Raw genomic sequence first — 25,568 nt, 5'->3', positions numbered from 1 at the left:
GGACGATCTGCTCTGATCCGTGGCGCCGCCGTCCGAGGGTCCCCGCCGACCGGCGCTGCTCGTCGCCGGCACGGCGGCCGCGATCGCGGCCGCGCCGGCGGCCATTCTCGCGGCACTCGCCGCGTTCGACCGGATCCCCCACACGGCCGCGGCGTGGCTCGCGCTCGGCGTCGCGGCCGCGGGGGTGCTGGCCGGGCTGATCTGGTACCGCGACCTGGTGCGGCTCTCGCGCGCGCTCGATCGGGCCGAGGCGGGACGCCCGCCCGACGATCTGCCGCGCCTGCCACCGCTCCGCCGCGTCGCCGAGGCGGCGGACCGGCTGGCGAGCTCGATCCGCGCGCAGGGGCAGGAGGTGGATCGTCTCTCCCGCGCGGCGGTGCGCATCGTCGAAGGGCTGCCCGATCCGCTGATCGTGCTGGATCGCGAGGGTCGGCCGGTGACGCTGAACGCCGCCGCGCGGGAGGCGTTCACGCCGCCCGGAGCCTCCGTGCCGGATCTCGGTGCGCTGCTGCGTCATCCGGCGCTCAGGGCCGCGGTCGATCGCGCCGCCGCCGGCGGGCCCAGCGAGAGCGTGGCGGTGACGCTGCCCGTGCCGGTCGAGCGCGAGCTCGTGGTGCAGGTGATCGGGCTCGATCCGCCGCTGCCCGATGGCGGGCGGATCCTGCTCGTGCTGTCGGATCGCACCCGTGAGCGGCGCATCGAGCAGATGCGCGCCGACTTCATCGCCAACGCCAATCACGAGCTGCGCACGCCGCTCGCGAGCCTGATGGGCTTCATCGAGACGCTGCGCGGCCCGGCCGCGGACGACCCCGAGGCGCAGGCGCGGTTCCTTGGCATCATGGCCGAGCAGGCGCAGCGGATGAGCCGGCTGATCGAGGACATGCTGTCGCTCTCGCGCATCGAGATGAGCGAGCACACGCCGCCGAGGGGAAGCGCGGATCTCGCGGCGCTGGTGCGGCGCACTGCCGAGGCGCTGGAGCCGCGCGTGGCGGCGCGGCGGATGCGCATCGAGCTGGCCGTGGCCGATGGCGTGCGGCCGATCCTGGCCGATCCGGATCAGCTCGCCCAGGTGGTCGCCAACCTGCTCGACAACGCCGTGAAGTACGGCCGCGAGGGTGGGCGGATCGGCGTGCGCCTGGCTTCGACGCCGGCCTCCGGCGCGCGCCCGGCGGGCATCACGCTTGCGGTCAGCGATGACGGGCCGGGCATCCCGCGCCAGCACATCCCGCGCCTGACCGAGCGGTTCTATCGCGTCGATGCCGCGCGCTCGCGCGCGATCGGCGGCACCGGGCTCGGGCTCGCGATCGTCAAGCACATCCTGAACCGGCACCGCGGCAGCCTCGAGATCGCGAGTGAGGAGGGGAAGGGCTCGACCTTCACCGTCTGGCTGCCGGCGACCGAGCCGGAGCGCGGCTGATCAGGGAACGATCGCCTCCTCGGCGCGCCACAGCTTCTCGCCGAGCGCGGCCGCGACGGCGGGGTGCGTGATCCGCCCGCCATGCACGTTCAGCCCCGCCAGCAGATGCCGGTCCTCGGCCATGGCGCGTCGCCAGCCCTTGCCGGCCAGCGCCAGCACGAACGGCAGGGTCGCGTTGTTCAGCGCTGCCGCCGAGGTGCGCGCCACCGCACCAGGCATGTTGGTGACGCAGTAGTGCACGATCCCGTCGACGACGTAGGTCGGCTCGGCGTGTGTGGTGGGGCGCGAGGTCTCGAAGCACCCGCCCTGGTCGATCGCGACATCGACCATCACGCTGCCGGGCTTCATCCTCGCGACCGTCGCGCGGCTGACCAGCTTGGGCGCCGCGGCCCCCGGCACCAGCACCGCGCCGATGACGAGGTCGGTGCGCAGCACCTCGCGCTCGATCGCGTCCATGGTGGCATAGACGGTCGCGACGCTGCCGTTGAACTCCTGATCCAGCGCATCGAGCCGCCGGACGTTCTTGTCCAGCACCGTCACCCGCGCGCGCATGCCGACCGCGATCCGCGCCGCGTTCGAGCCCACCACGCCGCCGCCGATGATGCAGACGCGCCCCGGCCGCACGCCCGGCACGCCGGAGAGCAGGATCCCCGCGCCGCCCGCCTCCTTCTCCAGGCAGCGCGCGCCGACCTGCACCGCCATCCGCCCCGCGACCTCGCTCATCGGCGCGAGCAGCGGCAGGCCGCCGGCGGCGTCCGTCACGGTCTCGTACGCGATCGCGGTGGCTCCCGACGCCATCAGCGCCTTGGCCTGATCCGGGTCCGGCGCGAGATGCAGATAGGTGAACAGCACCTGCTCCGCGCGCAGCATCTCGCACTCGGCCGGCTGCGGCTCCTTCACCTTCACGATCAGCTCGGCCGCGGCGAAGACGGACGCGGCGTCAGGCACGATGGTTGCGCCGACCGCGGCGTAGGAGTCGTCGGTGAAGCCGATGCCCACCCCCGCGCCCGATTGCACCAGCACCGTATGGCCATGATGGACGAGCTCGCGCACGCTCGCCGGCACGAGGCCGACGCGGTACTCGTGGACCTTCACTTCCTTCGGGACGCCGATCTTCACGCCTATCCTCCGTTCGTCAGTTCTGCGCCGGCAGGAAGATGAATATCACGGCGGCGACCAGGCAGACCGAGGCGGCCACATAGTTCCAGGTGAGCTGTTCCTTCAGGAACCAGACCGCGAAGGCGGCGAACACCGTCATGGTGATCACCTCCTGCATCACCTTGAGCTGCTGCGCGGTGTAGGTGCCGAAGCCGATCCGGTTCGCGGGCACCGCGAGGCAGTACTCGAAGAAGGCGATCCCCCAGGACACGACGATCGCGAGCCCGATGCCCCAGTGCGGCTGCTTCAGATGGCCGTACCAGGCGAAGATCATCAGCACGTTCGACAAGAGCAGCAGCACCGGCGGCAGCACCCAGGCGAGCCAGGGCGCGGGCATCGGAATCATTGCGGGTCTCCGTTCTCGCGGGGCGGAAAGCGGCGCAGGAGCGCCAGCATCAGCGCCATGCCGGGCAGGGCGGCGGCGGTGGTGAGCAGGAAGAACGGCGTCCAGCCCATCGCTTCGGCAAGGTAGCCGCTGGTGGCGCCGAGGGTGCGCAGCGGCACGGCGGCGAGGCTGGACAGCAGCGCGTACTGGGTTGCCGTGAAGGCGACGCTCGTCAGCCCAGAGAGATAGGCGACGAAGGCGGCATCCGCGAGCCCGTCGGTGGTGTTCTCCACCCCGACCTGGAGCCAGAGCATCGTCACCGAATGCCCCGCCTCGGAGAGCGCGACATACATCAGGTTCGACAGCATCTGCCCGAGCCCGGTGACCAGCAGCGCCCGGCCGACGCCGATCGCGGCCACCAGCACGCCGCCGAGAGCGACCCCCGCAAGCGTCGCGACCAGCCCGAACACGCCCGAGACCGCGGCGACGTCGAGCCGGGAGAAGCCGAGCGCGCGGTAGAACGGCGCCGTCATGATCCCCGCGAGCGCCTCGCCGAGCTTGTAGAGCGCGACGAAGCCGAGGATCAGCGGCCAGCCCGGTCGCGTCAGCATGTCGCGGAATGGATCGATCACGGCGAGCCTGAGCCGGGCACCCCAGGCGGCCGGCGCCGGCGTGCCGGGGGGGAGCGGTTCGCGCGCGAGGAACAGCGTGGTCGCGAGCCCGACCCCGATCAGCGACGCCAGCAGCAGGAACGCGGCGCGCCAGCCGAGGAATTCCGCCATGGTCAGCGCCCCCGCATTGCCGGCCAGCATCGCGACCCGGTAGCCCCAGACATAGGCCGCAAGCCCGAGCCCCTGCCGGTTCGGGGGCAGCGATTCGATGCGGAACGCATCGATCACGATGTCCTGAGTCGCGGAGAGGAACGCCACCGCGACGGCGACGGTGACGGTCGCCCGCGCGTTCACGGCCGGGTCGGTGAGTCCGAGCCCGGCGATGGCGAGTGCCAGCGCCATCTGAACAGGGGCAAGCCAGCCGCGCCGTCGCCCGAGCGCCGCGAGCGGCGGGCGAGCGTGGTCGAGTATGGGGGCCCAGACGAACTTGAAGGTGTAGGCCAGGCCGATCAGCGCCGTGAGCCCGATCTCGCCCAGCGGCACGCCGCCCTCGCTGAACCACTGGCGCAGCGTGAAGCCGGTCAGCGGGAGCGGCAGCCCGGCCGAGAAGCCGAGCAGGAACAGCACGGCGAGCGTCCGGTCCGGGCGCAACCAGGTCATCATGTCGGTGCGGTGCGAAGGGTCACGCGGCAGGCAGGCGATCGCGGACCGCGGGCATTCGGGCGCGGTCTCCGGATTTGGTCGCACCGATCATCGTTCTGCGACTCGCATGGTCGGAGGGTTATCGGGATACACGGGGATGATACTCTCTCCCCGCCACGTCCACAGCCGGGGGGACTCGATCGTGACATCCAAGGACGACGACGCGTTGGCCGCGCCTGCCTATTGCCACCGTCGCCGCGAGCTGATCGCCGCCGGGGCGAGCGTGCTGACCGCGATGGCGCTCGGGCTGCCGCTGGCGGGCTGCCAACAGAACCCGCAGCTCGGCCGCTCGCAGCTCATCCTGGTCTCCGACGCCGAGCTCGAGCAGATGTCAAACATGGCCGAGCAGGACATCCGCCGCCGCACCGGCGTGCTGCGCGACCCCGCCCGACAGCGGCGACTCGAACAGATGGCCGGCCGGCTCTCCGCGGTCGAGGGCGCGCCGAAGCCGACCCGCGGCTTCCGGCCGGAACTGCTCGCCGACCGCAGCGTCAACGCCTTCGTGCTGCCGAACGGCTACTCCGGCTACCATGACGGGCTCTGGCGCTTCACCAACGGCGATGACGGCGAACTGGCGCTGGTGATGGGCCACGAGATGGGCCACCTCACCGGACGACATGCGCAGGAGCGGGTGAGCCAGCAGCTCGCGCTGTCGATCGGCGCGGCCGTGATCGGCACCGCGGCCGGGGCCGCGGCAGGCCGGCAGTACTCGCCGGCGATCGGCGCCGCCCTGGGGCTCGGGGTGGCGCTCGGCGGCTCGGCGTTCTCGCGCAGCCACGAGTACGAGGCGGACAGGCTGGGCCTGCTCTATGCGGCACGCGCCGGCTACGACCCGAATGCCGGCCAGCGCTTCTGGGACCGGATGGAGGCGCAGCACGGCGGAGGCGGGGCACCGAGCTTCCTCTCGACGCATCCCTCCTATGGCGACCGGCGCCAGCGCCTGGCCGCGCTGGTGCGCGAGGACCCGGCCATCGTCCAGGCGATCCGCGCGCGCCGGACGGGGTAGGGCCGGAAAAGCGCGCGGCGGCCCGGGGGGCCGCCGCATCGTGGGATCACTCGATCGTGCCGGTCAGCGCGGCGTGAGAACCATGATCATCTGCCGGTTCTCCATGCGCGGCATCTGCTCGACCTTGGCGATCTCGTCGAGTTCGCCCTTCACGCGCTCGAGCACCTTCATGCCGAGATCGACATGCGCGAGCTCGCGGCCGCGGAACCGCAGCGTGACCTTCACCTTGTCGCCTTCGCCGATGAAGCTCTTGGCCTGACGCATCTTCACGTCATAGTCGTGGTCGTCGATGTTCGGCCGGATCTTGATCTCCTTGATCTCGACGACCTTCTGCTTCTTCTTGGCTTCGTTCTTCTTCTTCTGCTGCTCGTATTTGTACTTGCCGAAATCAAGGATCTTGCAGACCGGGGGATCGGCGTTGGGGGAGATCTCCACGAGATCCAGCCCCGCCTCCCGGGCGCGCCAGAGCGCCTCGCGGGTCGGCAGGACGCCGATCATCTCCCCGTCGGCGCCGATCAGGCGGACCTGGGGGATGCGGATGTCTTCGTTGACGCGCGGGCCCTCGCGGGTCGGCGGCGCCAGGGTGGTGGGACGCGGTGGGATGGCTCAAGCCTCCTTGCCGTTGTTGAACCGGTAGAGAATGGGGAAATCAGGCCGCGGCTTCAACCGTGGCGGGGCCGCGCAGGTCGGGCGGGGTCGCCTCGGCCGCGAGGGTGGCGACGGCCTGATCCAGCGCCATGATCTGCTGGGCCTCGCCGCCGAGCCGCCGGAGCGCCACCGTGCGCGCCTCCGCCTCCTTGCGCCCGACGACGACGATCACCGGCACGTGCGCGACCGAATGCTCGCGGATCTTGGCCTGGATCTTGGCGTTCGAGAGGTCCGCCTCGACCGCGAGCCCGGCGCGCGCGAGCGCCCCGGCGACCTCGCGCGCGTAGGCGTCGGCGTCCGAGGTGATGGTCGCGACCACGGCCTGCACCGGCGCCAGCCACAGCGGGAAGCGGCCGGCGTACTGCTCGATCAGGATGCCGAGGAAGCGCTCGAAACTGCCGAGGATCGCGCGGTGCAGCATCACCGGGCGTCGGCGCGAGCCGTCCTGCGCCACATAGAGCGCGTCGAGCCGCTCGGGCAGCACGAAATCGACCTGCAGCGTGCCGCACTGCCAGTCGCGCCCGATCGCGTCGCGCAGCACGAACTCGAGCTTCGGGCCGTAGAACGCGCCCTCGCCGGGGTTCAGCGTGTAGGCGACGCCCGCGGTCGCGCAGGCCTCCTTCAGCGCGGCCTCGGCCTGGTCCCACACGGCATCCGTGCCTGCGCGCTTGGCCGGGCGGTCGGAGAACTTCACGCGGAACTCGGCGAAGCCGAAATCGCGATAGATCGAGGAGAGCAGATCGACGAAACGCACGGTCTCGTCGGCGATCTGCGCCTCGGTGCAGAAGATATGCGCGTCATCCTGGGTGAAGGCGCGCACGCGCATGATGCCGTGCAGGGCCCCCGAGGGCTCGTAGCGGTGGCATGAGCCGAACTCGGCCATGCGCAGCGGCAGGTCGCGATAGGAGCGGATCGTGGTGTTGAAGATCTGCACGTGGCAGGGGCAGTTCATCGGCTTGAGCGCGAGCACGCGCGACTTCTCGCCCTCGTCCTCCACGTTCGCGACGAACATGTTCTCGCGGAACTTCTCCCAGTGGCCGGAGGCCTCCCACAGCGCGCGATCGACGAGCTGGGGCGTCTTCACCTCGACATAGCCGGCGGCGTCGAGGCGCCGGCGCATGTAGCTCTCGGCGGTGCGATACAGCCGCCAGCCCTTGGGGTGCCAGAACACCGAGCCGACCGCCTCCTCCTGGAGGTGGAACAGGCCCATCTCCTTGCCGATGCGCCGGTGGTCGCGGCGCTCGGCCTCCTCGAGCTGATGCAGATACGCATCGAGCTCCTTGCGGTCCCGCCAGGCGGTGCCGTAGATGCGCGACAGCATCGCGTTGCGGTGATCGCCGCGCCAATAGGCCCCCGCGACCTTCATCAACCTGAAGGCGTCGCCGACATGCCCGACGGTCGGCATGTGCGGGCCGCGGCAGAGATCGGTCCACTGGCCCTGGCGGTAGAGCGTGATCGTCTCGCCCTGCGGCAGATCCTCGATCAGCTGGACCTTGTACTTCTCACCCTTCGAGCGGAACAGGTCGATCGCCTCGTGGCGGGTGGTGACGATGCGCTCGAAGGCCGCGCCGCGCGCGATGATCTCGCGCATCTTCGCCTCGATCGCGGGGAAGTCCTCCGGGGTGAAGGGCGTGTCGCGCGCGAAGTCGTAGTAGAAGCCGTTCTCGATCGGCGGTCCGATGGTGACCTGGGTGCCGGGGAAGAGCTCCTGCACGGCCTCGGCCAGCACATGCGCGCAATCGTGGCGGATGAGCTCGAGCGCCTCCGGGTCCTTGCGGGTGATCAGGCGCACGCGCGCGTCATGTTCGATCGGGCGGGCGAGATCCCAGAGCGCGCCGTCCACCTCGATCGCGATCGCCGCCTTGGCGAGGCCTGGGCCGATCGCCGCCGCGATCTCCGTGCCCGTGACGGCGGCGTCGAAGCGGCGCACGGATCCGTCGGGCAGGGTGATGGCGGGCATGGCTGTTCCTCGGCCGTTCTCGGGCGAGGGGCGTCTATGCGGGCGGGGCGGCGGGGGCGTCAAGCGCGGCCACCGCCGCGATTACCTGCGCGGGCGGCAGATCGCGCAGGTCGGGCACGCGCAGGATGCGTACCTCGCGCCCGCGCGGGGCGCAGAGCGCGGGGTCGCTGTCGGCGGAGAACAGCACCAGCGACGGTGTGCCGACCGCAGCGATCAGGTGCATGGGCCCGGTGTCGTTGCCGACCGCGAGGACCGCGCGCCGGGCGAGGGCGGCGATGTCCGCGATCGCGGTCTGCCCGATCAGGTCGCGGGCGGCGGGGCACTGCTCGCGGATCGTCGCGGCGAGAGGCGCCTCGGCGGGGGTGCCGAGGACGACGGGCGTCAGTCCGGCGGCGGCGAGGTGCGCGGCGAGCGCGCCGTAGTGCGCGGCGGGCCATCGCTTGGCCGGGCGATGCGGTGCCGCGCCCGGGATCAGCAGCGCGAATCGTGCCGGCAGGTCGAACCGTGCGGCATCGCCCTGAAGCCAGTTCAGGTCGGGCGGGGGGAACGCCGTGATCCCCGCCATGGCGAGTTGCTCGCGCTGGCGGTCCTGGGTGTGCATGGCGTCGCGGCCGGGATTCGCATGCGGGTGCGACGCGCCGCGCGCGATGCCGCTCCATTCCGGCCGGGCGCCGAACAGCCGCATCCAGGCGAGCAGCCGCGAGGAGCGCGCCGAGGTCTGGAGGTCGTAGACACGCCCGTACCCTGCGGCGGCGAGCCTTCGTGCGAGCGCCGCCTGCGCCGGCAGATGCCACCAGGGTGGGCGGTCGTCCGTGAGCACGCGATCGAACCACGGCGCGCCCCGCATCAGAGTGGCGAAAAGCGGGGTGGTCAGCAGGTCGATCCGCGCTGCGGGGTGATGCGCACGGATCGCCGCGAACGGCCCGAAGGCCTGCACCAGATCGCCGAGCGCGCCGTGCTTGATCACCAGGATCGCCGTCATCGCCCGCGCCTCTCCGATGCGCGGACGGCGGCGTCAAGGTCCCGTGGCGCGGGGAGGTTCAGGCCGCCTGCGCGGTGCGGGGAATGTTGCTGTTGGCGGCAGCGCGTTGCGCGATCGCCTCGTTGCGCCGCTGCTTGAAGCGGATGAAGCGGTGCGCGGCCCGCGCGGCGAACTCCGACAGCCGGCCGCGCGGCGGCAGCCCGACAGCCTTGAAGATCATGCCCATGCCGCGGTCGATATGGCGCACTTTGTAGTACGTCATCGCCTTGGCCATGTAGGTGGCGATCGAGGTCTTGCGGTCATACGGGACGCCGTCCGGCATGTTGCCGCAGTGGAATGCGAAGGCGAGCTCGTCGTCCTCGCTCTCGCCGATCCGCCCGGCCGCGATGCGCAGCCGCTCGATCAGCGAGATCTTCTCGCGCGCGAGATAGCGCCGCATGTGGTCGTAGAACAGCTTGAAGTGGCGGTACTCGTCGGCTGCGATCAGCTGGCAGACCTGCTTCAGCACCGGCTCCTCGGTGCCCTCCCCGAGTGCGGTGTAGTAGGACGAGGTGCCGGTCTCGACCATGCAGCGCGCGATCAGTTCGCCGGTGCGGCTGCCGCGCACGGAATGATCCGCTTCCAGCGGGATCTTGTAGCCCTCGCGGAAGCGGGCGAAGGCGGCGCGGTAGTCCCATGAGGGATCCGCCAGCATCGCCCAGCGGCCGAGCGCCTCGCCGTGCTGGACCTCCTCCACCGCCCAGTTCAGCGCGGCCTGGCGGAAGTCGGGGTCGTCGTGGAACACGTTGCAGAGATAGGTGGCGTAGTCGTCGCCGTTGCGCTCCACCATCGCCGCCGCCTTCACCAGCGGCACGATGCCCGGATCGACCTTGGCGGGATCGAACCGGTCCCAGCCGACCTGGTCGATGTGCCAGTGTTTCATGGCGTTGCCGTCCTTCCCGGTTGTCGAACAGCCCTGCCTTCCCGAGGGGGGACTCGGCCTTGCACGAACGCTAGCACAGGAATGGGGATTGCGCGCCAGCGAGGCAAGGGGGCGCGGACAGGACGAAACCGAACCGAATCAGCGTGTTGCAACCCTGTCCGCAGATCATGCGGACGGCAGGCGGCCTCAGCGCCGGGCCGCCTCCTCCATCGCCCTGGCCGCGGCCAGGCGCATGATCGCCCGCTCGATCTCGTCGGCGTCGCGCGTCTCCGCGGCCGCCTGATAGGCGCTCTCCGCCTCGGCGACACGGGTCCGCGCGGTCTCGGCCGAGAGCTCCTCCGCCGGAATCACCTCGTCGGCGAGCACGGTGCAGCGATCGGGCGCGATCTCGACGAAGCCCCGCCCGACATAGAGCTGCTTGGTGACCGCGCCACCCTGATGCACGCGGATCAGCCCGCCACGCAGTGTGGCGATCATCGGCGCGTGGCCGGCCAGCACGCCGATATACCCATCATACGCCGGGATCTCGGCGAGATCGACCGGCTCCGACAGCAGAAGCCGCGTCGGTCCGACGATCTCGAGCGTGGTCTGTTCCGCCATGCTGGCGCGCTCCCGGACCTGGCGCTCAGGCCGCCTCGGCGGCGAGCTTCTCGGCCTTCGCGACCGCTTCCTCGATCGTGCCGACCATGTAGAACGCCGCCTCGGGCAGGTGGTCGTACTCGCCGGCGCAGATCGCCTTGAAGCTGCGGATCGTGTCGGCGAGTTCGACGAAGGCGCCCGGCTGGCCGGTGAACACCTCGGCGACGTGGAAGGGCTGGGAGAGGAAGCGCTGGATCTTGCGCGCGCGCGCCACGATCAGCTTGTCCTCCTCCGAGAGCTCGTCCATGCCGAGAATGGCGATGATGTCCTGCAGCGACTTGTAGGTCTGCAGGATGCGCTGCACCTCGCGCGCGACCGTGTAGTGCTCCTCGCCGACGATGCGCGGATCGATCGCGCGGCTGGTCGAGTCGAGCGGATCGACCGCCGGATAGATGCCGATCTCGGTCAGCGCGCGGCTCAGCACCGTGGTCGCATCGAGGTGGGCGAAGGAGGTCGCGGGCGCCGGGTCGGTCAGGTCGTCGGCCGGCACGTAGATCGCCTGCACCGAGGTGATCGAGCCCTTCTTCGTGGAGGTGATGCGCTCCTGGAGCGCGCCCATGTCGGTCGCGAGCGTCGGCTGGTAGCCCACCGCCGAGGGGATGCGGCCGAGCAGCGCCGACACCTCGGAGCCCGCCTGGGTGAAGCGGAAGATGTTGTCGACGAAGAACAGCACGTCCTGGCCTTCCTCGTCGCGGAAGTACTCGGCGAGCGTCAGCCCGGACAGCCCGACACGCGCGCGCGCGCCCGGCGGCTCGTTCATCTGGCCGTACACCAGGGCGGCCTTGGAACCCGGGCCGTCGGTCTTGATCACGCCGGACTCGATCATCTCGTGGTAGAGGTCGTTGCCCTCGCGCGTGCGCTCGCCCACACCCGCGAACACCGAGTAGCCGCCGTGCTTCTTCGCGACGTTGTTGATCAGTTCCATGATCGTGACGGTCTTGCCGACGCCGGCGCCGCCGAACAGTCCGATCTTGCCGCCCTTGAGGTAGGGGGCGAGCAGGTCGATGACCTTGATTCCCGTGACCAGGATCTGCGCCTCGGTGGACTGGTCGACGAACTGCGGCGCGTCGCGGTGGATCGGGAAGTGCTTCGCGGTCTCCACCGGGCCGCGCTCGTCGATCGGCTCGCCAACCACGTTGAGGATGCGCCCGAGCGTCTCGGGGCCGACCGGCACGCTGATGGGCCCGCCGGTGTCGGTGACCTCGGCGCCCCGGACCAGACCGTCGGTCGAGTCCATCGCGATCGCGCGCACCGTGCTCTCGCCCAGATGCTGCGCGCATTCCAGCACCAGCCGCCGGCCGTTCACCTCGGTGTGCAGGGCGTTGAGGATGTTCGGCAGCTCGCCCGGGAACTGCACGTCCACGACCGCGCCCAGAACCTGCGTGATCCTGCCGACGTTGTTCGATGCCATCGTCCGTACTCCCTGGCCCCCGGGGGCCATCCTCTAACCCGTTGTCCTCGCCGTCCGAGCCTCGCGCGCGGTCAGATCGCTTCCGCGCCCGAGATGATCTCGATCAGCTCCTTGGTGATGTTCGCCTGGCGCTGGCGGTTGTAGTTCAGCGTCAGCCTGGCGATCATGTCGCCCGCATTGCGGGTGGCATTGTCCATCGCGGTCATGCGAGCGCCCTGCTCGCCGGCCGCGCTCTCGAGCAGCGCCCGGTAGATCTGGATCGCGAGGTTGCGCGGCAGCAGCTCGGCGAGAATCTCCTCCTCGCCCGGCTCGTACTCGTAGGCGGCGCGCGGCCCGCCCGCGGTCTCGGTGGGCGCGCCCTCGATGCTCGCCGGGATCAGCCGCTGCTCGGACGGCACCTGGGTGATGACGTTCTTGAAGCGGTTGTAGATCAGCGTGCAGACGTCGAACTGCTGGCCCTCCAGCATCTCCGTCACCTGGTTGGCGATCTCCACCGCGTCCTCGAAGCCGATCTGCTTCCTGCCCACGAAGTCGATGCTGCCGACGATGTTCTTGCGGTACTCGCGGCGCAGGAAATCGCGCCCCTTGCGGCCGACGGTCAGGATCTTCACCGTCTTGCCCTGCTCGATCAGCGCGCGCGTCCGGTTGCGCGCGAAGCGCGAGACGGCGGTGTTGAAGCCGCCGCAGAGTCCGCGATCGGCCGACACCACGACCAGGAGATGGACGTCCTCCTTGCCGGTGCCGACCAGCATGGGCGGCGCGATCGGGCTGCCCGCGACCGAGGCGGCGAGCGCGCCCAGCATCCGCTCCATGCGCTCCGCATAGGGGCGGGCCTGCTCGGCCTGGCTCTGCGCGCGCTTCAGCTTCGACGCGGCGACCATCTTCATCGCCTGCGTGATCTTGCGCGTCGACTTGACGCTGTTGATCCGCGTGCGGAGCGCCTTGAGGCTCGGCATCGTCTATCCCCGGACCGCGTGCCTCAGGCGAAGGTCTTGGCGAAGGCGTCGAGGAAGGCGACGAGCTTGTCCTCGGTCGGCTTCTTGATCTCCTTGTCGGTGCGGATCGCCTCCAGGATCGCCGGCTCCTTGGCGCGCAGCTCGGACAGCATCAGCCGCTCGAACCGGCCCACATCCTCGACCCTGATCGGATCGAGATAGCCGCGCGTGCCGGCGAAGATCGCCACCACCTGCTCCTCCACCGGCACCGGCTGGAACTGCGGCTGCTTGAGCAGCTCCGTCAGCCGTGCGCCGCGCGCGAGCAGGCGCTGTGTCGCCGCGTCGAGGTCGGAGGCGAACTGCGCGAAGGCGGCCATCTCGCGATACTGCGCGAGTTCGAGCTTGATGCGCCCCGCGACCTGCTTCATCGCCTTGATCTGCGCGGCCGACCCGACGCGGCTCACCGAGATGCCCACGTTCACCGCCGGGCGGATGCCCTTATAGAACAGGTCGGTCTCCAGGAAGATCTGCCCGTCCGTGATCGAGATCACGTTGGTCGGGATATAGGCCGAGACGTCGCCCGCCTGGGTCTCGATCACCGGCAGGGCGGTGAGCGAGCCCGAGCCGTTGTCCTTGTTCAGCTTCGCCGCCCGCTCCAGCAGGCGCGAATGCAGGTAGAACACGTCGCCCGGGTAGGCCTCGCGGCCGGGCGGGCGGCGCAGCAGCAGCGACATCTGGCGATACGCGACGGCCTGCTTGGAGAGGTCGTCGTAGAAGATCACCGCGTGCATGCCGTTGTCGCGGAAGTACTCGCCCATCGCGCAGCCCGAGTAGGGCGCGAGATACTGCAGCGGCGCGGGCTCGGAGGCGGTGGAGGCGACCACGATGGAGTACTCCATCGCGCCGTACTCCTCGAGCGTCTTGACGAGCTGCGCCACCGTCGAGCGCTTCTGCCCGACCGCGACGTAGATGCAGTAGAGCTTCTGGCTCTCGTCACCCGAGGCGTTGATCGCGCGCTGGTTCAGGATGGTGTCGATGATCACCGCCGTCTTGCCGGTCTGGCGGTCGCCGATGATCAGCTCGCGCTGGCCGCGGCCGATCGGGATCAGCGCATCGATCGCCTTGATGCCGGTCTGCATCGGCTCATGCACCGAGCGGCGCGGGATGATGCCGGGCGCCTTGACGTCCACGCGCCGGCGTTCGGTGGCCTCGATCGGGCCCTTGCCGTCGATCGGGTTGCCGAGCGGATCGACCACGCGGCCCAGCAGGCCCTTGCCGACCGGCACCTCGACGATCGCGCCCGTGCGCTTGACCGTGTCGCCCTCGCGGATCGCCCGGTCGTCGCCGAAGATCACCACGCCGACATTGTCGGTCTCCAGGTTGAGCGCCATGCCGCGCACGCCGGCGCCGGGGAACTCGACCATCTCGCCGGCCATCACCGACGACAGCCCGAACACGCGGGCGATGCCGTCGCCGACGCTCAGCACCTGGCCGACCTCGGCGACGTCGGCCTCGTCCTCGAAGCTGGCGATCTGCTGCTTCAGGATCTGCGAGATCTCGGCGGGACGGATCTCCATGTCAGGCAGCCCCCTTCATGGCATGGGCGAGCCGCTGGAGGCGGCTCCTGATTGAGGAATCATAGAGGCGCGAGCCGAGCTTCAGCACGAGCCCCCCGAGGATGGCGGGATCGACCCGCTCGGTCAGGCGCACGCGGGCGTGGCCCGCGCGGTTGAGCGAGGCAAGGAGCTGCGCCCGCTGGGTGTCGTCGAGCGGCACGGCCGAGACGACCTCGGCCTGCTCCTCGCCGCGGCGCTCGGCATCGAGGGCGCGGAACGCGGCGATGATGCGCGCGAGCATGGCGGCGCGCCGGTTGCGGATCACCACGCCGACGAAGTTGCGCACCTCGCGCGGGACGCTGACGCCGGTCGCCGGGTTGTCGAGCACCGCGAGCACGGCCTTGAGCTGCGCATCGGCAGGGATGAGCGGGCTTTCGAGCGTATGGCGGAAGCCGCGGTTCTGCTCGATCGCCGCGGCGACAGCATCGAGCCCGGCGGCGATCCGGTCATAGACGCCGGTATCGCCCTTCTCGAAGGTCTCGCGCGCCAGTGCCATCAGCCCGCCGGCGTAGCGCGCGGGAATGGCATCGACGGCAGCGCGGGCTTCCCGCGCCATCCTCAGCGCAGCGGCGATCTCGGCGACTTGCGGATTGGTCTCCGGCACGCGGACCCGGTCCCCGTTCTGATGCGGCGCGCGATCGGCGCCGGCACGAAAAACACGTCCCGCGGGGCGAACCCCCGCAGGCGCGGCGGGGGTTACCATAGGGTCTTTGGCGGTGCAACAGGGCGCGGCCGCAGCCGATCGAAGGGCCGCCGCGGCGCCGTCACGGCAGCGCGGCGATGCGCGCGGCGAGCCGGAGCAGCACCGGTGGCGCGGCGGCGAGATCGGCCACCGCGACACGCTCGTTCGGCGTGTGCGCCGTGTCCACCCCGCCCGGGCCCAGCACGATGCAGGGCGCGATCGCCTGCAACTCCGAGGCGTCCGTGCCGTAGGGCGCGGTCTTGGCCGGCTTGCCGGTCTCGGCCACGGCGGCGGCGACCAGCGGGTGATCCTCCGGCAGTTGGGGCGGCGCGCCCTCGTGCCGCTCCTCGAGCGCGATCCCGTTGCGCTCCGCCGCCTCGCGGACCGCGGCGATCACCGGTGCCGGATCGACGTTGCGGCTGTAGCGGAACTTGATATGCGCGGTCGCGCGCGCGACCGTCACGTTCGCCGCCGTGCCGTGGTTGTCGATGACGATGTTGAAATCGCTGAAGGGCGGGTCGTAGGCCGGGTCCTGCCAGGCCGGGTCCTCGCGCAGCCGCTTGTGGATCGGCAGCAAGGCGTTGAGGAACGGGATCAGGTCGAGATTGGCGTTCCTGCCCTGGCCGGTCGAGGAATGCGCCTGCACCCCCGTCGCGGTCGCGGTGAACTGCACGTGCACGCGGTGGCCGCGCACGCACTGCATGGCGGAGGGTTCGACCACCACGATGCCCTTGGGCGTGAACCGCCGCATCAGCGCGCTCTTCTCGGCGATCAGGCGCGCGCCTGCCTTCGTGGTCTCCTCGTCGAAGGTGTAGAGCAGGCTGAGCGGCAGGTCGGCGGGCGCGGCCTGGGCGGCGACCAGGCTGGCCGCGAGCGGCCCCTTCATGTCGCAGGCGCCGAGCCCGTGCAGCATTCCGTCGGCGACCAGCGGGGTCCAGGGATCGCTGGTCCAGCCGGTGTCGGGAACCGTGTCCATGTGCGCGCTGAAGGCGGCACCCCCGCGCGCCGGGCCGCGATGCGCGACCAGCGCGCGTTTGGGCACGCCGTTCGGGTCGGTCCAGTCCAGCCGCTCGACCTCGAATCCCGCGAGCTCGGCCTCGATCCGTTCGGCGATCGCGATGTTGCTCAGCGAGCTCTGGCTGTCGATCGCGACCAGGTCGCGGGCAAGGCGGAGCGTGCGCTCGCCGAGATCGTTGGTCATTGGGGCCGTTGTCCCTTCCGTCGCAGCATCATGCCGCGCGTTCATAAACGAGGTGCAGAGCGCTGCGCGGCTTGGCCTCGCACCGGACCAGTCGGAGAGTGGTCTCCGGCGTGCCCGCTGGGAAGAGGCGAATCCCGTCGCCGAGTACGATCGGGATCACGGCCATCTCCAACACGTCGAGCCGGCCAAGGGCGAGCATGCCTCGCACGATCTGCCCACCGCCCTCGATCCAGACCCGCTCCAGCCCGCGCTGCTCCAGCTCGGCAACAATCGCCCCGAGCTCGCCACCGCGTGCTTCCACCCCCTCCGGCGGGTCGGGCAATGTGCGCGAGGTGACGACCACGGTCGGCTTGCCCGGATAGGGCCAATCGCCAAGCCGACGAACCGCCTCGTAGGTGACACGCCCCATGAGGATCGTGTCCACGCTCGCAAGAAAGGCGTCGATACCGAAATCCTCAGCCGGATAGGCAGCGAGCCAGTCCACCGAACCGTCGGGCTTGGCGATGAGGCCGTCCAGCGAAACGGCGATGTGACAATGCCAGATCGTCCTCACGATGCGGTCCTGTTCGCGTGCGGAAGCGCGGCAGCCTTGCAGCCGGCCCGCGCTTCGGCAACCCTCCGCGCGCATGACCCCCGCCTATCTCGACCCCCGCACCGGGCGGACCTTTCCGCTCGCCACGCCGCGCTGGCGCTCCGATGACGGCAACCCGTTGCTGCTCACGCCACTGCCCGGCATCACGCGCGACGCGATCGACCGCGAGACGCGCAGCCTCTGGCGATACCGCCGGGCCTTTCCCTTCGGATCCGAGGTCGCGCCGATCACCATGGGCGAGGGCTGCACGCCGCTTATCGAGCGTCGGCTCGACGGGACGCGCGCGCTGCTGAAACTCGAATGGTTCGCGCCGACCGGCAGCTTCAAGGATCGTGGCGCGTCGGTGATGCTGTCGGGGCTGCGCGCGCAGGGCGTGACCGCGGTGCTGGAGGACAGCAGCGGCAATGGCGGCGCGGCGATCGCCGCCTACGCCGCCGCGGGCGGGATGCGCGCGAAGATTCTCGTCCCGGCCGCAACCTCGCCGGCCAAGACCGTGCAGATGAAGGCGCATGGCGCGGAGATCGAGCTCGTGCCCGGCAGCCGGCAGGACTGCGCCGATGCGGCGCTGCGCCAGGCCGAGCGCATCTTCTACGCCTCGCACAACTGGCACCCGTTCTTCCTCCACGGCACCAAGACGCTGGCCTACGAGCTGTGGGAGGACCTAGGCTTCCGCGCCCCCGACAACATCATCATCCCGTGCGGCGCGGGTTCGAACGTGCTCGGCTGCGAGATCGGCTTTGGCGAACTGCTGCGCGCGGGCGCGATCGACCGGATGCCGCGGCTGTTCGCGGTGCAGCCCGCCAATGTCGCGCCGATCGCGGCGGCGTTCCTCGCGGGCAGCGACGAGCCGGTCGCGTGCGAGATCGGGCCTACGATCGCCGAGGGCACCGCGATCGCCAAGCCGATCCGCCTGCGCGAGGTGCTCGGTGCGTTGCGCGAGTCCGAAGGTGGCGCGGTGACGGTCACCGAGGCCGAGATCGAGGCCGCGCTGTTCGCGCTCGCCCGGATCGGCATCTATGTCGAGCCGACCTGCGCCTCGGCCGCGGCGGCCCTGGCCAAGCTCAGCGAGTCCGGCACGATCGGCGCCGAGCAGACGACCGTGCTGGTGCTGACCGGAACGGGGCTCAAGGCCACGCCGCGCATCGCCGAACTGATGGGAATGACGCTCTGATGGCCCAGAAGCCGCCGCCACGCATCGCGATCCTCGGCTTCTCGATCGAGTGCAACGCCTTCGCCCCGCCGGCGACACGCGCGGATTTCGAGTCCTGCGTCTGGCTCGAACGCGACGCGATCATCGCCGATGCGCGCTGCGCGACGCCGATCGCGCTCGGCGAGGTGCCCGGCTTCGTCGCCGCGATGGACGCGACGGGGCCGTGGCAGCCGGTGCCGATCCTGCTGGCGATGGCCGAACCCAACGGGCCGGTGGAGGAGGAGACCTTCGCCGAGATGATGCGCATCTGGCGCAAGGGCCTTGAGCGCGCCGCCCCGCTCGATGCCGTGTATGCGTGCATGCATGGTGCCGGGCTATCGACCGAACGCACCGATCCCGACGGCGACATGCTGGCGATGGTGCGCGAGGTCGTCGGCCCCCACGTGCCGTTGGTCGCGACCTTCGATCTGCACGCCAACATCTCCGAGGCGATGGTGCAGAGCGTGGATGTGTTCGTCGGCTACCGCACCAACCCGCATCTCGACATGTGGCAGCGCGGCGAGGAGGCGGCCGGGCATGTGCGCGCCCTGCTGAGGGGTGCGAAGACCACGCGCACCTTCATCCGTCTGCCGATCATTCCCCCCACCGTGACCATGCTGACCGGCAAGGATGCGACGGATCGCCCGTACGGGGAAATGATCGATCTCGGCCAGCGGCGCATCGCCGACCCGGACTGCGTCGGGCGCATCCTGAACGTCTCGGTGATGGGCGGATTCGCCTACAGCGACACGCCGAAGAACGGCCTCGCCGTGGTGGTGACCGCGCGCAAGGGTGACGAGGCGACGGGCGAGGCGCTTGCCGAGGAGATCGCGACGCTCGGCTGGTCGAACCGCAAGCGGTTCCGCGCGAAGCTCACCGCGCTGGACGAGGCCACCGCGATGGCCACGGCGGTCGGCGATGACCCGTCGAAGCCCGCGCTCTGCTTCCCCGATGTCGCCGACAATCCCGGCGGGGGCGGGCGCGGCAACACGATGTGGATCCTGGAGGCGTTCCACCAGGCCGGCGTGCAGGGTTGCCTCGTCGGCATCATCTATGACCCGCCGCTCGCGGCGGCCGCTCATGCCGCGGGCGTGGGTGCGCGCATCGAGGCCCGGTTCAACACCGCCGAGACGAATGCGTTCTCCAAGCCCTTCGCGGCGCCGGCGACGGTGCGTGCGCTGTCCGACGGTCGCGTGACGGGGCGGCGCGGCATCTTCGCCGGCCGCGACATGCGGCTCGGGCCCTCCGCCGCGCTCGATCTCGGCGGCATCACCGTGGTCGTGGTGTCGTACCGCACGCAATGCGCCGACCCCGCGTTCTTCGAGATGTTCGGGCTCGACATCGGTGCGGCGCGCTCGGTGGTCGTGAAGTCGCGCGGGCATTTCCGCGGCGGATTCGACGAGTTCTTCTCGAATGACCGCATCATCGAGGTCGATGCGCCCGGGCTGACCAGCCCGATCCTCAGCCGGTTCGAGTGGAAGCGCCTGCCACGGCCGGTGATCCCGCTGGACGAGGGGGTCAAATGGTCGCCGAAGCAGTTGCGGCGCTGAGCACTTCGTCGGACACTCCGGCACGACGAGGGAGGACGACAATGAGAACAACGCTGCTGGCCGCCGTTGCCGCCGCCACGATCGCTTGCGGCGCGACGGCCGAGACGCTGACCATGGGGATCAAGCTCGGCCCCTCCTCGCTCGATCCGCATTTTCGCTTCGCCGGCGAGACCGACAACACGCTCGAACACCTCTACTGGCGGCTCATCCGCGAGGGGCCGAACAAGGAGATGACGCCGGGGCTCGCGCAGTCGTGGCGCGCGGTGGATGACCGCACCTGGGAGTTCACGCTGCGCCCCGAGGCGAGGTTCTCCGACGGTTCGCCCGTGACCGCCGAGGATGTCGCCTTCAGCCTCTGGCGCGTGCCACGGATCGAAGGCAGCCCGGGCAGCTACGTGATCTTCACCCGCGCGATCGAGGCTGTGGAGGTGGTCGATCCGCGCACCCTGCGCATCCGTACGCGCACGCCCTATCCGTTCATCCCGGTGGACCTGGCGCGCATCTTCATCGCGGCCAAATCGCTCGGCGAGGGCGTGCGCACCGACGATTTCAATGCTGGCCGCGCCGCCGTGTTCTCGGGTCCCTGGGTGCTCGACACCTGGCGTCCGGGCGAGGTGCTGGAGCTGCGCGCCAACCCGCATTGGTGGGGCGAGAGGAGCCCGTGGACCCGCGTGATCATCCGCACGGTGTCCAACGACGCCGCGCGCACGGCGGCCCTGCTCTCCGGCGCCGTGCAGGCGATCGACGAGGTCTCGCTCGCCGACCTGCCGCGGATGCGCACCGACAGCCGTGTCGCGGTGACGCAGATCCCCGGCAGCCGCGTGATGTATGTCGCCATGGACATGGACCGCGACGCATCGCCGTTCGTGCGCGATCGCGCGGGCAACCCGCTCACGCCCAACCCCTTGAAGGACGTGCGCGTGCGCCAGGCGCTGAGCCACGCGATCGACCGCAGGGCGATCGTGGAGCGCGTGTTGGAGGGCGCGGCCACGCCGGCCGCGAACCTGCTGCCCGACGGTACGCCCGGCACCAACCCGAACCTCAAGCCCACGCCCTACGATCCGAACCGGGCGCGCGCGCTGCTCGCCGAGGCCGGGCTCGCGGACGGGTTCCGCGTCACGCTGCACGCGACCAACGACCGCTACCCGAACGACGACAAGGTCGCGCAGGCGATCGCGCAGTTCTGGACCCGGATCGGCGTGCAGACCGAGGTCGCGCTCCAGCCCAACGCCACCTTCTTCGCCCAGGCCAGCCGCCAGACCTTCAGCATCATGGCGGCGCAGTACGGCGCGGCGGATGTCTCGACCATGTACCGCGCACTCGTGCACTCCTTCGATCGTGCGGGAGGCCTCGGCAGCGCCAATCGCACCCGGCATGCCTCGCCGCGCGCGGACGCCCTCGTGCGCGAGGCGCTCGCCACGATGGATGACGAGAAGCGCAATGCCCTGTTCGCCGAAGCCGCCCGCATCGCGCTCGAGGAGGAGACGATCATCATCTTCGTGTACTACCCGTCCTACGTGTATGCGGCCCGGCAGGGCATGATGGTGGCGCCGTTCAACGATGGCCGGTTCCTCGCCCACGAGATCAGGAAGCAGTGATGCGCCTCGCCGATCTTCCCACGCCCGCCCTGGTGCTCGACCGTGCCGCGCTGCTGCGCAACCTGCGCATGATGGCCGGGTCCGTGTCACGCCATGGCGTGACGCTGCGCCCGCATCTGAAGACCGCGAAGAGCATTGACGTCGCGATGCTGGCGGCGCCCGGTTTCGGACCGATCACCGTCAGCACCTTGGCCGAGGCGCGGTACCTCGCCGAGGCCGGGTTTCGCGATCAGATCTACGCGGTCGGCATCGTGCCGGCGAAGCTGGACGCGGTGGCGGCGCTGAACGCCAAGGGCGCGGACGTGAAGGTCATCACCGACGACCTGGAGGCCGCGCGCGCGGTGGCGGCCCATCCGGGCCGCATCCGCGCGCTGATCGAGATCGATACCGGTGCGGGCCGCGGTGGTCTCACGCCCGATGACGAGACGGTGCCGGCCATCGCCTCCGCCCTGGGCAGCAGATTTGCCGGCGTGCTCACGCATGGCGGCCACTCCTACGCCGGGCGCAGCGTCGAGGAGATCCGGCAGGTGGCCGAGAACGAACGCGCGGGCATCGTGCGCGCGGCCGAGCGGCTGCGGGCGGCCGGCAACGAGGTCGCCATCGTCTCGATGGGCTCCTCGCCGAGCGTGCTGAACGCGGCTTCGCTCGCCGGTGTCACCGAGGTGCGGGCGGGCGTCTACATGTTCGGCGACCTGATGCAGGTCCAGCTGCACACCCAGCCACTGGAGGACGTCGCGGTCTCCGTGCTGGCGAGCGTGATCGGCCGCAGGCCGGCGCAGAACCGCCTTCTCATCGACGCGGGCGCGCTCGCGCTGTCGAAGGACCGCGGCACGCAGACCATGGCGAAGGATTACGGCTTCGGCCTGGTCGTCGATCTGGCGGGGCGCCCCGTGTTCGGCGACGCGATCGTGACACGCACCTATCAGGAGCACGGCGTCGTGGAGAGCGACCGTCCGCTGCCCTTCGATGCACTGCCGGTCGGGGCGCGGGTGCGCGTCTTGCCGAACCATTCCTGCCATACCGCTGCGGCACACCCCCATTATCACGTCGTGGACGGCGCCTCCGACGAGGTGGTCGCGGTCTGGCCGCGGGTGAACTACTGGTAGCCAGAGCGTCCGTTCCAGCGGCGAGCGTGGCTTCGGGCGTCTGGCGCGGATCACGCATTCCAGCGCGCGAGGCGTCGGAGCAGCGCCGCGGATCGGGCGGCGAACCCGCCTCGCCACAGGAAGACGAAGTGGTCGGCCACGTGGAGCAGGTAGAGGGGCAGGTAGAGCAGCAGGAACAGCGTCTTCAGGTCCAGTGGTGTCTCCGCGATCCGCCATGGCCCGATCATGAGATCGAGGATCGCGAGCACGGCGAAGCACAGCATCGCGAGGTGGAAGTTGGCCAGCGCAGCGCGGACGACGCCAACCGGTCCGCCGTAGCGCGCGATCACCTGGCGGCGGCTGGTCAGGATCGCGGGCTCGGCGGGGGGAACGGGCGCGTCGGCGGGATCGACGCCGAGTTGCGCCGCGTAGCGCGCGCGCTTCGTGGCGTCGGCGGTGACGATCTGCTCCACCGTGAGGAACACGTGGCAGACATCGATGAATTTCTTGGTCAGCAGCGCGAGCGCGAGCGCCGTTCCCGCAAGCAGCATCCAGGGACTTTCCGTGAACCGGAATGCGTAGATGCCGAGCGAGACATGGAACAGCGCCATCACCCAGGCGCCGAAGAAGAAGTCCGGGAACGACCAGAAATACCGATCGATGCCGCGCAGCCTCGCCACCTCGCCATCGACGCAATCGAGCACGTAGAACAGCACGAAGCAGAGCGCGGCGGCGACCGACCAGCCGCCGCCGAAGGGCAGCAGCAGCGCACCGGCCAGGCCGGCGATCAGCATTCCGAACGTGCCGACCGTCGGACTGACGTCGTGGCGCAGGAACGCGCGGGTGAGAAAGGGCGATACCCAGTCGCCGAACAGGGCGCCACCCAGGTCGTTGCGACTGCGCTCCGGCTGCTGTGCGCGCTCGCGCAGCTCCCTGATCGGCAGTCGCGCCAGATCGCGCGGATCCTCCCCGGGCGTCACGGGGTGGGGCTCCGTCGCTTCAGCCCGTCCTGCGCAGTCGCGGCCATCGCCAGGCCCGGCGGCGCAGATCGATCGCCTCGATGCCACCCGCGCGGGACAGCGTGTGGCAGCCGATGGAGCCCCCGACCGAGGCGGGTTCGATCCGGCCGACCACGCGCTGGACGAAATCCTCGGGCGTGAGGCGGTCGATCGCGCAGAGATTGAGCGCCCGCCCGTAGCTGCCGCTGCAATCCTGGGCGGGTCTGATCAGTGTGCCGTTCTCGACGAAGAGGGCGCCGGCGGGCCGGGCGCTGCGGCAATCGGACACGACCGGATTGAGGGCGTGCGGCTGCCACGGTCCGAGCGGCGTCTCGGCCACGAAGACGAACAGCTCGTCGTTCGGGCCGCCGCCCGCCTCGTCGATCGCGACGAACAGGTACCAGAGCCCCTCCCAGTGCAGCAGCGTCGGGTCATAGGCGCGCTGACCGTCGAGCAGGGTCGCGCGTCGGCGCCACAGCAGCGGGAAGGCGTCGGCCTCGAACAGGCCGAGCGCGCCGGAGTCGGCGCTCTCGACCAGCATCATCGGCCGTCCGTTCCAGACGAACAGGAAGGGGTAGGAGAGGTGGTGCGCCGCCGTCAGGACCGATTGCGGCTCCGTCAGCCGGCCGTCTTCCAGCACGCGGACCACCGCGATCTCGCCACGATGCCGCCCGATCGGCACACGCTCGAAGAAGCAGTAGAGCCGCTCCTCCCACGTGAACAGGCACGGATCGGCGGTCTGCCAGCCCTTGCCGGCGATCCGTGCCAGCACCGGTGGCGGCCCGGCAGAGGGCGCGAGCAGCGGCCTCGCCTGCCGCAACACGATGGACCAGATGTCGTGGCGACAGAGATGGCGCGTATTGGCGAGCGCGGTGCGGACCGCCATCTGTCCGAGCACCGCGGCGGCGTGCAGGTTGCCCGGCTTGCGCGTGATCGGGCCGGGCGGCAGAGGCTGCGCGTCAGCGTCCTGAGCGCGGATGGGCGAGCCGGTTCGGTACAGCCGCTCCAGGCTGCGTCGCACGAACCGGGCGGACTTCAGGTAGTGCGGGCCTCGCACACGGTCCACCCACAGTGTCGGCGCGCAGCTCGAGGTCGACCGGTAGAGGATCTCGCCGGCATCGAGCGTTTCGGTGAGCCGCTGCAGCACCACACCGACCGACCGCTCTCCGCGGACGATCTCCCAGAAGCAGGAGGGGCCGCCACGGAAGCGCGCCGGATCGCCGTGGTGATAGGACCAGACGCCGTGCCGGGGCACGCCCAGGATGGCACCTTTGAGGATGCGGAAGCCGAAGCGGAGAAGAACATCGAGATCGTAGCCGCGCAGGGCGGCGATGTCCGGCTCCGGCAGCCGGTCGAAGACCCCCCGGTTCCGCTCCGGCACCACGTGCAGGATGTCGATGCCATGCAGGATGTCGCCGAGAGGGGCGGTTTCGGCATAACTGCCGGCCCCGTTGGCCAGCCGGCGGCTTACCGATTCGTAGAGATCGTAGATCTCGGTGGTACGGTGCAGGCGGCCGGCGCAGAGGTTCTCGAACCAGGAGGCCTTGCGTTCGGCCGGTGACCAGCAGACGACGGCAACCACGACGTCGATCCAATCGGTGCGCGCGAGGTCCTCGACGACCTTGCGTTCCCAGGCCCGCACGCTCAGCCCGTCGAGCATGATGCCGACCCGCAGGCGGCGCCTGATGCTGTCGCCGTCGGGCGGTACCGGAGCCAAGTCCGGCGTGGTGCCGGCCGCTGCCGCACCACCGCCGGTCCCATCGGCCGCCGGTCCCACGCGCGTGCGCGCCGGCGTGCCGATCTGTTCGTCGCCATTCTGCCTGCGGCCGACGGTCGGCCGATACGGTCCGGACGCGGATGTCACCCCTGAGCAAGCTCTCCTGCTGCGCGATACTTCTTTGTCATGGTTGCATGAAACGAAGCCACGAAACAGGGGCGGCCCATGCGCGCACACCATCACGAAGCCGCAGGCTGGCGGATCGCCTCGTGCGGGGAGGTCGCCCAGCCCGTGCTGATCGGGCCGGGACGGACGCGAGAGCCCGGGCAGCTCCCGCGACAGGTCGGCGACGGTCTAGCAGGCTGCGGAAATTCGCCGCTATGGGTTTGGTTTTTCTGGGCTGTGCGGCGGTTGGGTAGGGTTTGGCGAGCGGATGCGCTGGGTTTCCGGCGGCGATCTGCCGGAAAGATGGCGCGCCTGGGTGGATTTTGGCAGCGATTAGGGGGGCGTCGCCAGCAGCTTCGGTAGCCGGATCAAGTTGTAGGCCGCGACCCGCAGCGTGAAGCTCCATTGGACGCGCTCCAGCCCGCGCAGCAGGGTGCGGCGCATGCCGCCGATCTCCTT

Annotated in this window: 22 protein-coding genes and 1 pseudogene; 6 read left to right on the top strand and 17 right to left on the bottom strand. The window is 70.3% G+C overall.

All coding sequences use genetic code 11. The features are described from left to right. The first annotated feature begins 19 nt into the window (after window positions 1-19). On the top strand, window positions 20-1,417 hold the full coding sequence (locus tag F563_RS0113050) for an ATP-binding protein (protein WP_019015123.1): 1,398 nt from the start codon (window positions 20-22) through the stop codon (window positions 1,415-1,417). Here F563_RS0113050 and ald read toward each other — a convergent pair whose 3' ends face one another. From ald to F563_RS0113035, 3 genes are read right to left on the bottom strand one after another with little or no spacing between them, the layout of a single operon-like run. Next, window positions 1,418-2,536: an alanine dehydrogenase gene (ald, locus tag F563_RS0113045; RefSeq protein WP_019015122.1), complete on the bottom strand. Its 1,119-nt coding sequence runs from the start codon at window positions 2,534-2,536 to the stop codon at window positions 1,418-1,420. It abuts the gene before it with no gap. A gap of 16 nt (window positions 2,537-2,552) precedes the next feature. Beyond that, window positions 2,553-2,921 carry a DMT family protein gene (locus tag F563_RS0113040; protein WP_019015121.1) on the bottom strand — a complete coding sequence of 123 codons (369 nt, stop codon included), beginning with the start codon at window positions 2,919-2,921 and terminating at the stop codon, window positions 2,553-2,555. Continuing rightward, on the bottom strand, window positions 2,918-4,174 hold the full coding sequence (locus tag F563_RS0113035; protein ID WP_019015120.1) for an AmpG family muropeptide MFS transporter: 1,257 nt from the start codon (window positions 4,172-4,174) through the stop codon (window positions 2,918-2,920). Before F563_RS0113035 ends, F563_RS0113040 begins: the two co-directional genes overlap by 4 nt. Before the next feature lie 181 nt (window positions 4,175-4,355). On the opposite strand from F563_RS0113035, the gene F563_RS22535 reads away from it, so the two are divergent. Then, window positions 4,356-5,219 carry a M48 family metallopeptidase gene (locus F563_RS22535; RefSeq protein WP_051089386.1) on the top strand — a complete coding sequence of 288 codons (864 nt, stop codon included), beginning with the start codon at window positions 4,356-4,358 and terminating at the stop codon, window positions 5,217-5,219. 63 nt (window positions 5,220-5,282) lie between these two features. Here F563_RS22535 and infC read toward each other — a convergent pair whose 3' ends face one another. The 11 genes from infC to F563_RS0112975 all read right to left on the bottom strand — a co-directional run bounded on the left by infC (window position 5,283) and on the right by F563_RS0112975 (window position 16,768). Beyond that, window positions 5,283-5,801, bottom strand: a complete 519-nt coding sequence (gene infC / locus F563_RS0113025) for a translation initiation factor IF-3 (protein ID WP_156825177.1) — start codon at window positions 5,799-5,801, stop codon at window positions 5,283-5,285. A 67-nt stretch (window positions 5,802-5,868) separates the two neighbouring features. Further along, window positions 5,869-7,827 (bottom strand): threonine--tRNA ligase, encoded by a 1,959-nt coding sequence (thrS, locus tag F563_RS0113020; protein WP_019015117.1) that lies wholly within the window; start codon window positions 7,825-7,827, stop codon window positions 5,869-5,871. 34 nt (window positions 7,828-7,861) lie between these two features. Continuing rightward, on the bottom strand, window positions 7,862-8,809 hold the full coding sequence (locus F563_RS0113015) for a glycosyltransferase family 9 protein (RefSeq protein WP_019015116.1): 948 nt from the start codon (window positions 8,807-8,809) through the stop codon (window positions 7,862-7,864). A 58-nt stretch (window positions 8,810-8,867) separates the two neighbouring features. Next, the gene (locus F563_RS22530) at window positions 8,868-9,731 is read right to left on the bottom strand and encodes a ferritin-like domain-containing protein (protein WP_019015115.1); all 864 of its coding nucleotides are present in this window, start codon (window positions 9,729-9,731) and stop codon (window positions 8,868-8,870) included. 186 nt (window positions 9,732-9,917) lie between these two features. Beyond that, window positions 9,918-10,331, bottom strand: coding sequence for an ATP synthase F1 subunit epsilon (gene atpC, locus F563_RS0113005; protein WP_019015114.1), 414 nt, complete (start codon window positions 10,329-10,331; stop codon window positions 9,918-9,920). 25 nt (window positions 10,332-10,356) lie between these two features. After that, window positions 10,357-11,781, bottom strand: a complete 1,425-nt coding sequence (gene atpD / locus F563_RS0113000) for a F0F1 ATP synthase subunit beta (RefSeq protein ID WP_019015113.1) — start codon at window positions 11,779-11,781, stop codon at window positions 10,357-10,359. A 71-nt stretch (window positions 11,782-11,852) separates the two neighbouring features. Continuing rightward, window positions 11,853-12,737 carry a F0F1 ATP synthase subunit gamma gene (locus F563_RS0112995; protein WP_019015112.1) on the bottom strand — a complete coding sequence of 295 codons (885 nt, stop codon included), beginning with the start codon at window positions 12,735-12,737 and terminating at the stop codon, window positions 11,853-11,855. A gap of 23 nt (window positions 12,738-12,760) precedes the next feature. Continuing rightward, window positions 12,761-14,293, bottom strand: a complete 1,533-nt coding sequence (gene atpA, locus F563_RS0112990; protein WP_019015111.1) for a F0F1 ATP synthase subunit alpha — start codon at window positions 14,291-14,293, stop codon at window positions 12,761-12,763. Between the two features lies 1 nt (window position 14,294). Continuing rightward, window positions 14,295-14,936 carry an ATP synthase F1 subunit delta gene (gene atpH / locus F563_RS0112985; protein WP_019015110.1) on the bottom strand — a complete coding sequence of 214 codons (642 nt, stop codon included), beginning with the start codon at window positions 14,934-14,936 and terminating at the stop codon, window positions 14,295-14,297. Window positions 14,937-15,096: 160 nt separating this feature from the next. Next, on the bottom strand, window positions 15,097-16,215 hold the full coding sequence (locus tag F563_RS0112980; RefSeq protein WP_019015109.1) for a M20/M25/M40 family metallo-hydrolase: 1,119 nt from the start codon (window positions 16,213-16,215) through the stop codon (window positions 15,097-15,099). A 28-nt stretch (window positions 16,216-16,243) separates the two neighbouring features. After that, window positions 16,244-16,768, bottom strand: a complete 525-nt coding sequence (locus F563_RS0112975) for a dihydrofolate reductase family protein (protein WP_019015108.1) — start codon at window positions 16,766-16,768, stop codon at window positions 16,244-16,246. A gap of 73 nt (window positions 16,769-16,841) precedes the next feature. Here F563_RS0112975 and F563_RS0112970 point away from each other — a divergent pair, with 73 nt between their 5' ends. Genes F563_RS0112970 through F563_RS0112955 form a run of 4 tightly spaced genes read left to right on the top strand, consistent with a single transcriptional unit; the run spans window position 16,842 to window position 22,250 of the window. Continuing rightward, window positions 16,842-17,978, top strand: a complete 1,137-nt coding sequence (locus tag F563_RS0112970) for a threonine synthase (protein WP_019015107.1) — start codon at window positions 16,842-16,844, stop codon at window positions 17,976-17,978. Further along, window positions 17,978-19,546 (top strand): M81 family metallopeptidase, encoded by a 1,569-nt coding sequence (locus F563_RS0112965; protein ID WP_019015106.1) that lies wholly within the window; start codon window positions 17,978-17,980, stop codon window positions 19,544-19,546. Before F563_RS0112970 ends, F563_RS0112965 begins: the two co-directional genes overlap by 1 nt. A 41-nt stretch (window positions 19,547-19,587) precedes the next feature. Next, on the top strand, window positions 19,588-21,144 hold the full coding sequence (locus F563_RS22525) for an ABC transporter substrate-binding protein (RefSeq protein WP_019015105.1): 1,557 nt from the start codon (window positions 19,588-19,590) through the stop codon (window positions 21,142-21,144). After that, entirely contained in the window at window positions 21,144-22,250 is a 1,107-nt protein-coding gene (locus tag F563_RS0112955; protein WP_019015104.1) for an alanine racemase, read from the top strand. Before F563_RS22525 ends, F563_RS0112955 begins: the two co-directional genes overlap by 1 nt. 50 nt (window positions 22,251-22,300) lie before the next feature. On the opposite strand, the gene F563_RS0112950 is transcribed toward F563_RS0112955, so the two are convergent. The 3 genes and pseudogenes from F563_RS0112950 to F563_RS25150 all read right to left on the bottom strand — a co-directional run. After that, the gene (locus tag F563_RS0112950; RefSeq protein ID WP_019015103.1) at window positions 22,301-23,209 is read right to left on the bottom strand and encodes a CDP-alcohol phosphatidyltransferase family protein; all 909 of its coding nucleotides are present in this window, start codon (window positions 23,207-23,209) and stop codon (window positions 22,301-22,303) included. A 19-nt stretch (window positions 23,210-23,228) separates the two neighbouring features. After that, on the bottom strand, window positions 23,229-25,091 hold the full coding sequence (locus F563_RS24015; RefSeq protein ID WP_019015102.1) for a glucosamine inositolphosphorylceramide transferase family protein: 1,863 nt from the start codon (window positions 25,089-25,091) through the stop codon (window positions 23,229-23,231). Window positions 25,092-25,442: 351 nt separating this feature from the next. After that, window positions 25,443-25,568: pseudogene (locus tag F563_RS25150) on the bottom strand (IS5/IS1182 family transposase); the annotation flags it as partial.

Origin of the sequence: Elioraea tepidiphila DSM 17972 (genome assembly GCF_000378465.1) — a bacterium.
Classification (GTDB): Bacteria; Pseudomonadota; Alphaproteobacteria; order Acetobacterales; family Acetobacteraceae; genus Elioraea; species Elioraea tepidiphila.
The sequence above is the reverse complement of the archived record's forward strand: the minus strand, read 5'-3'. Positions and strand labels throughout refer to the sequence as shown.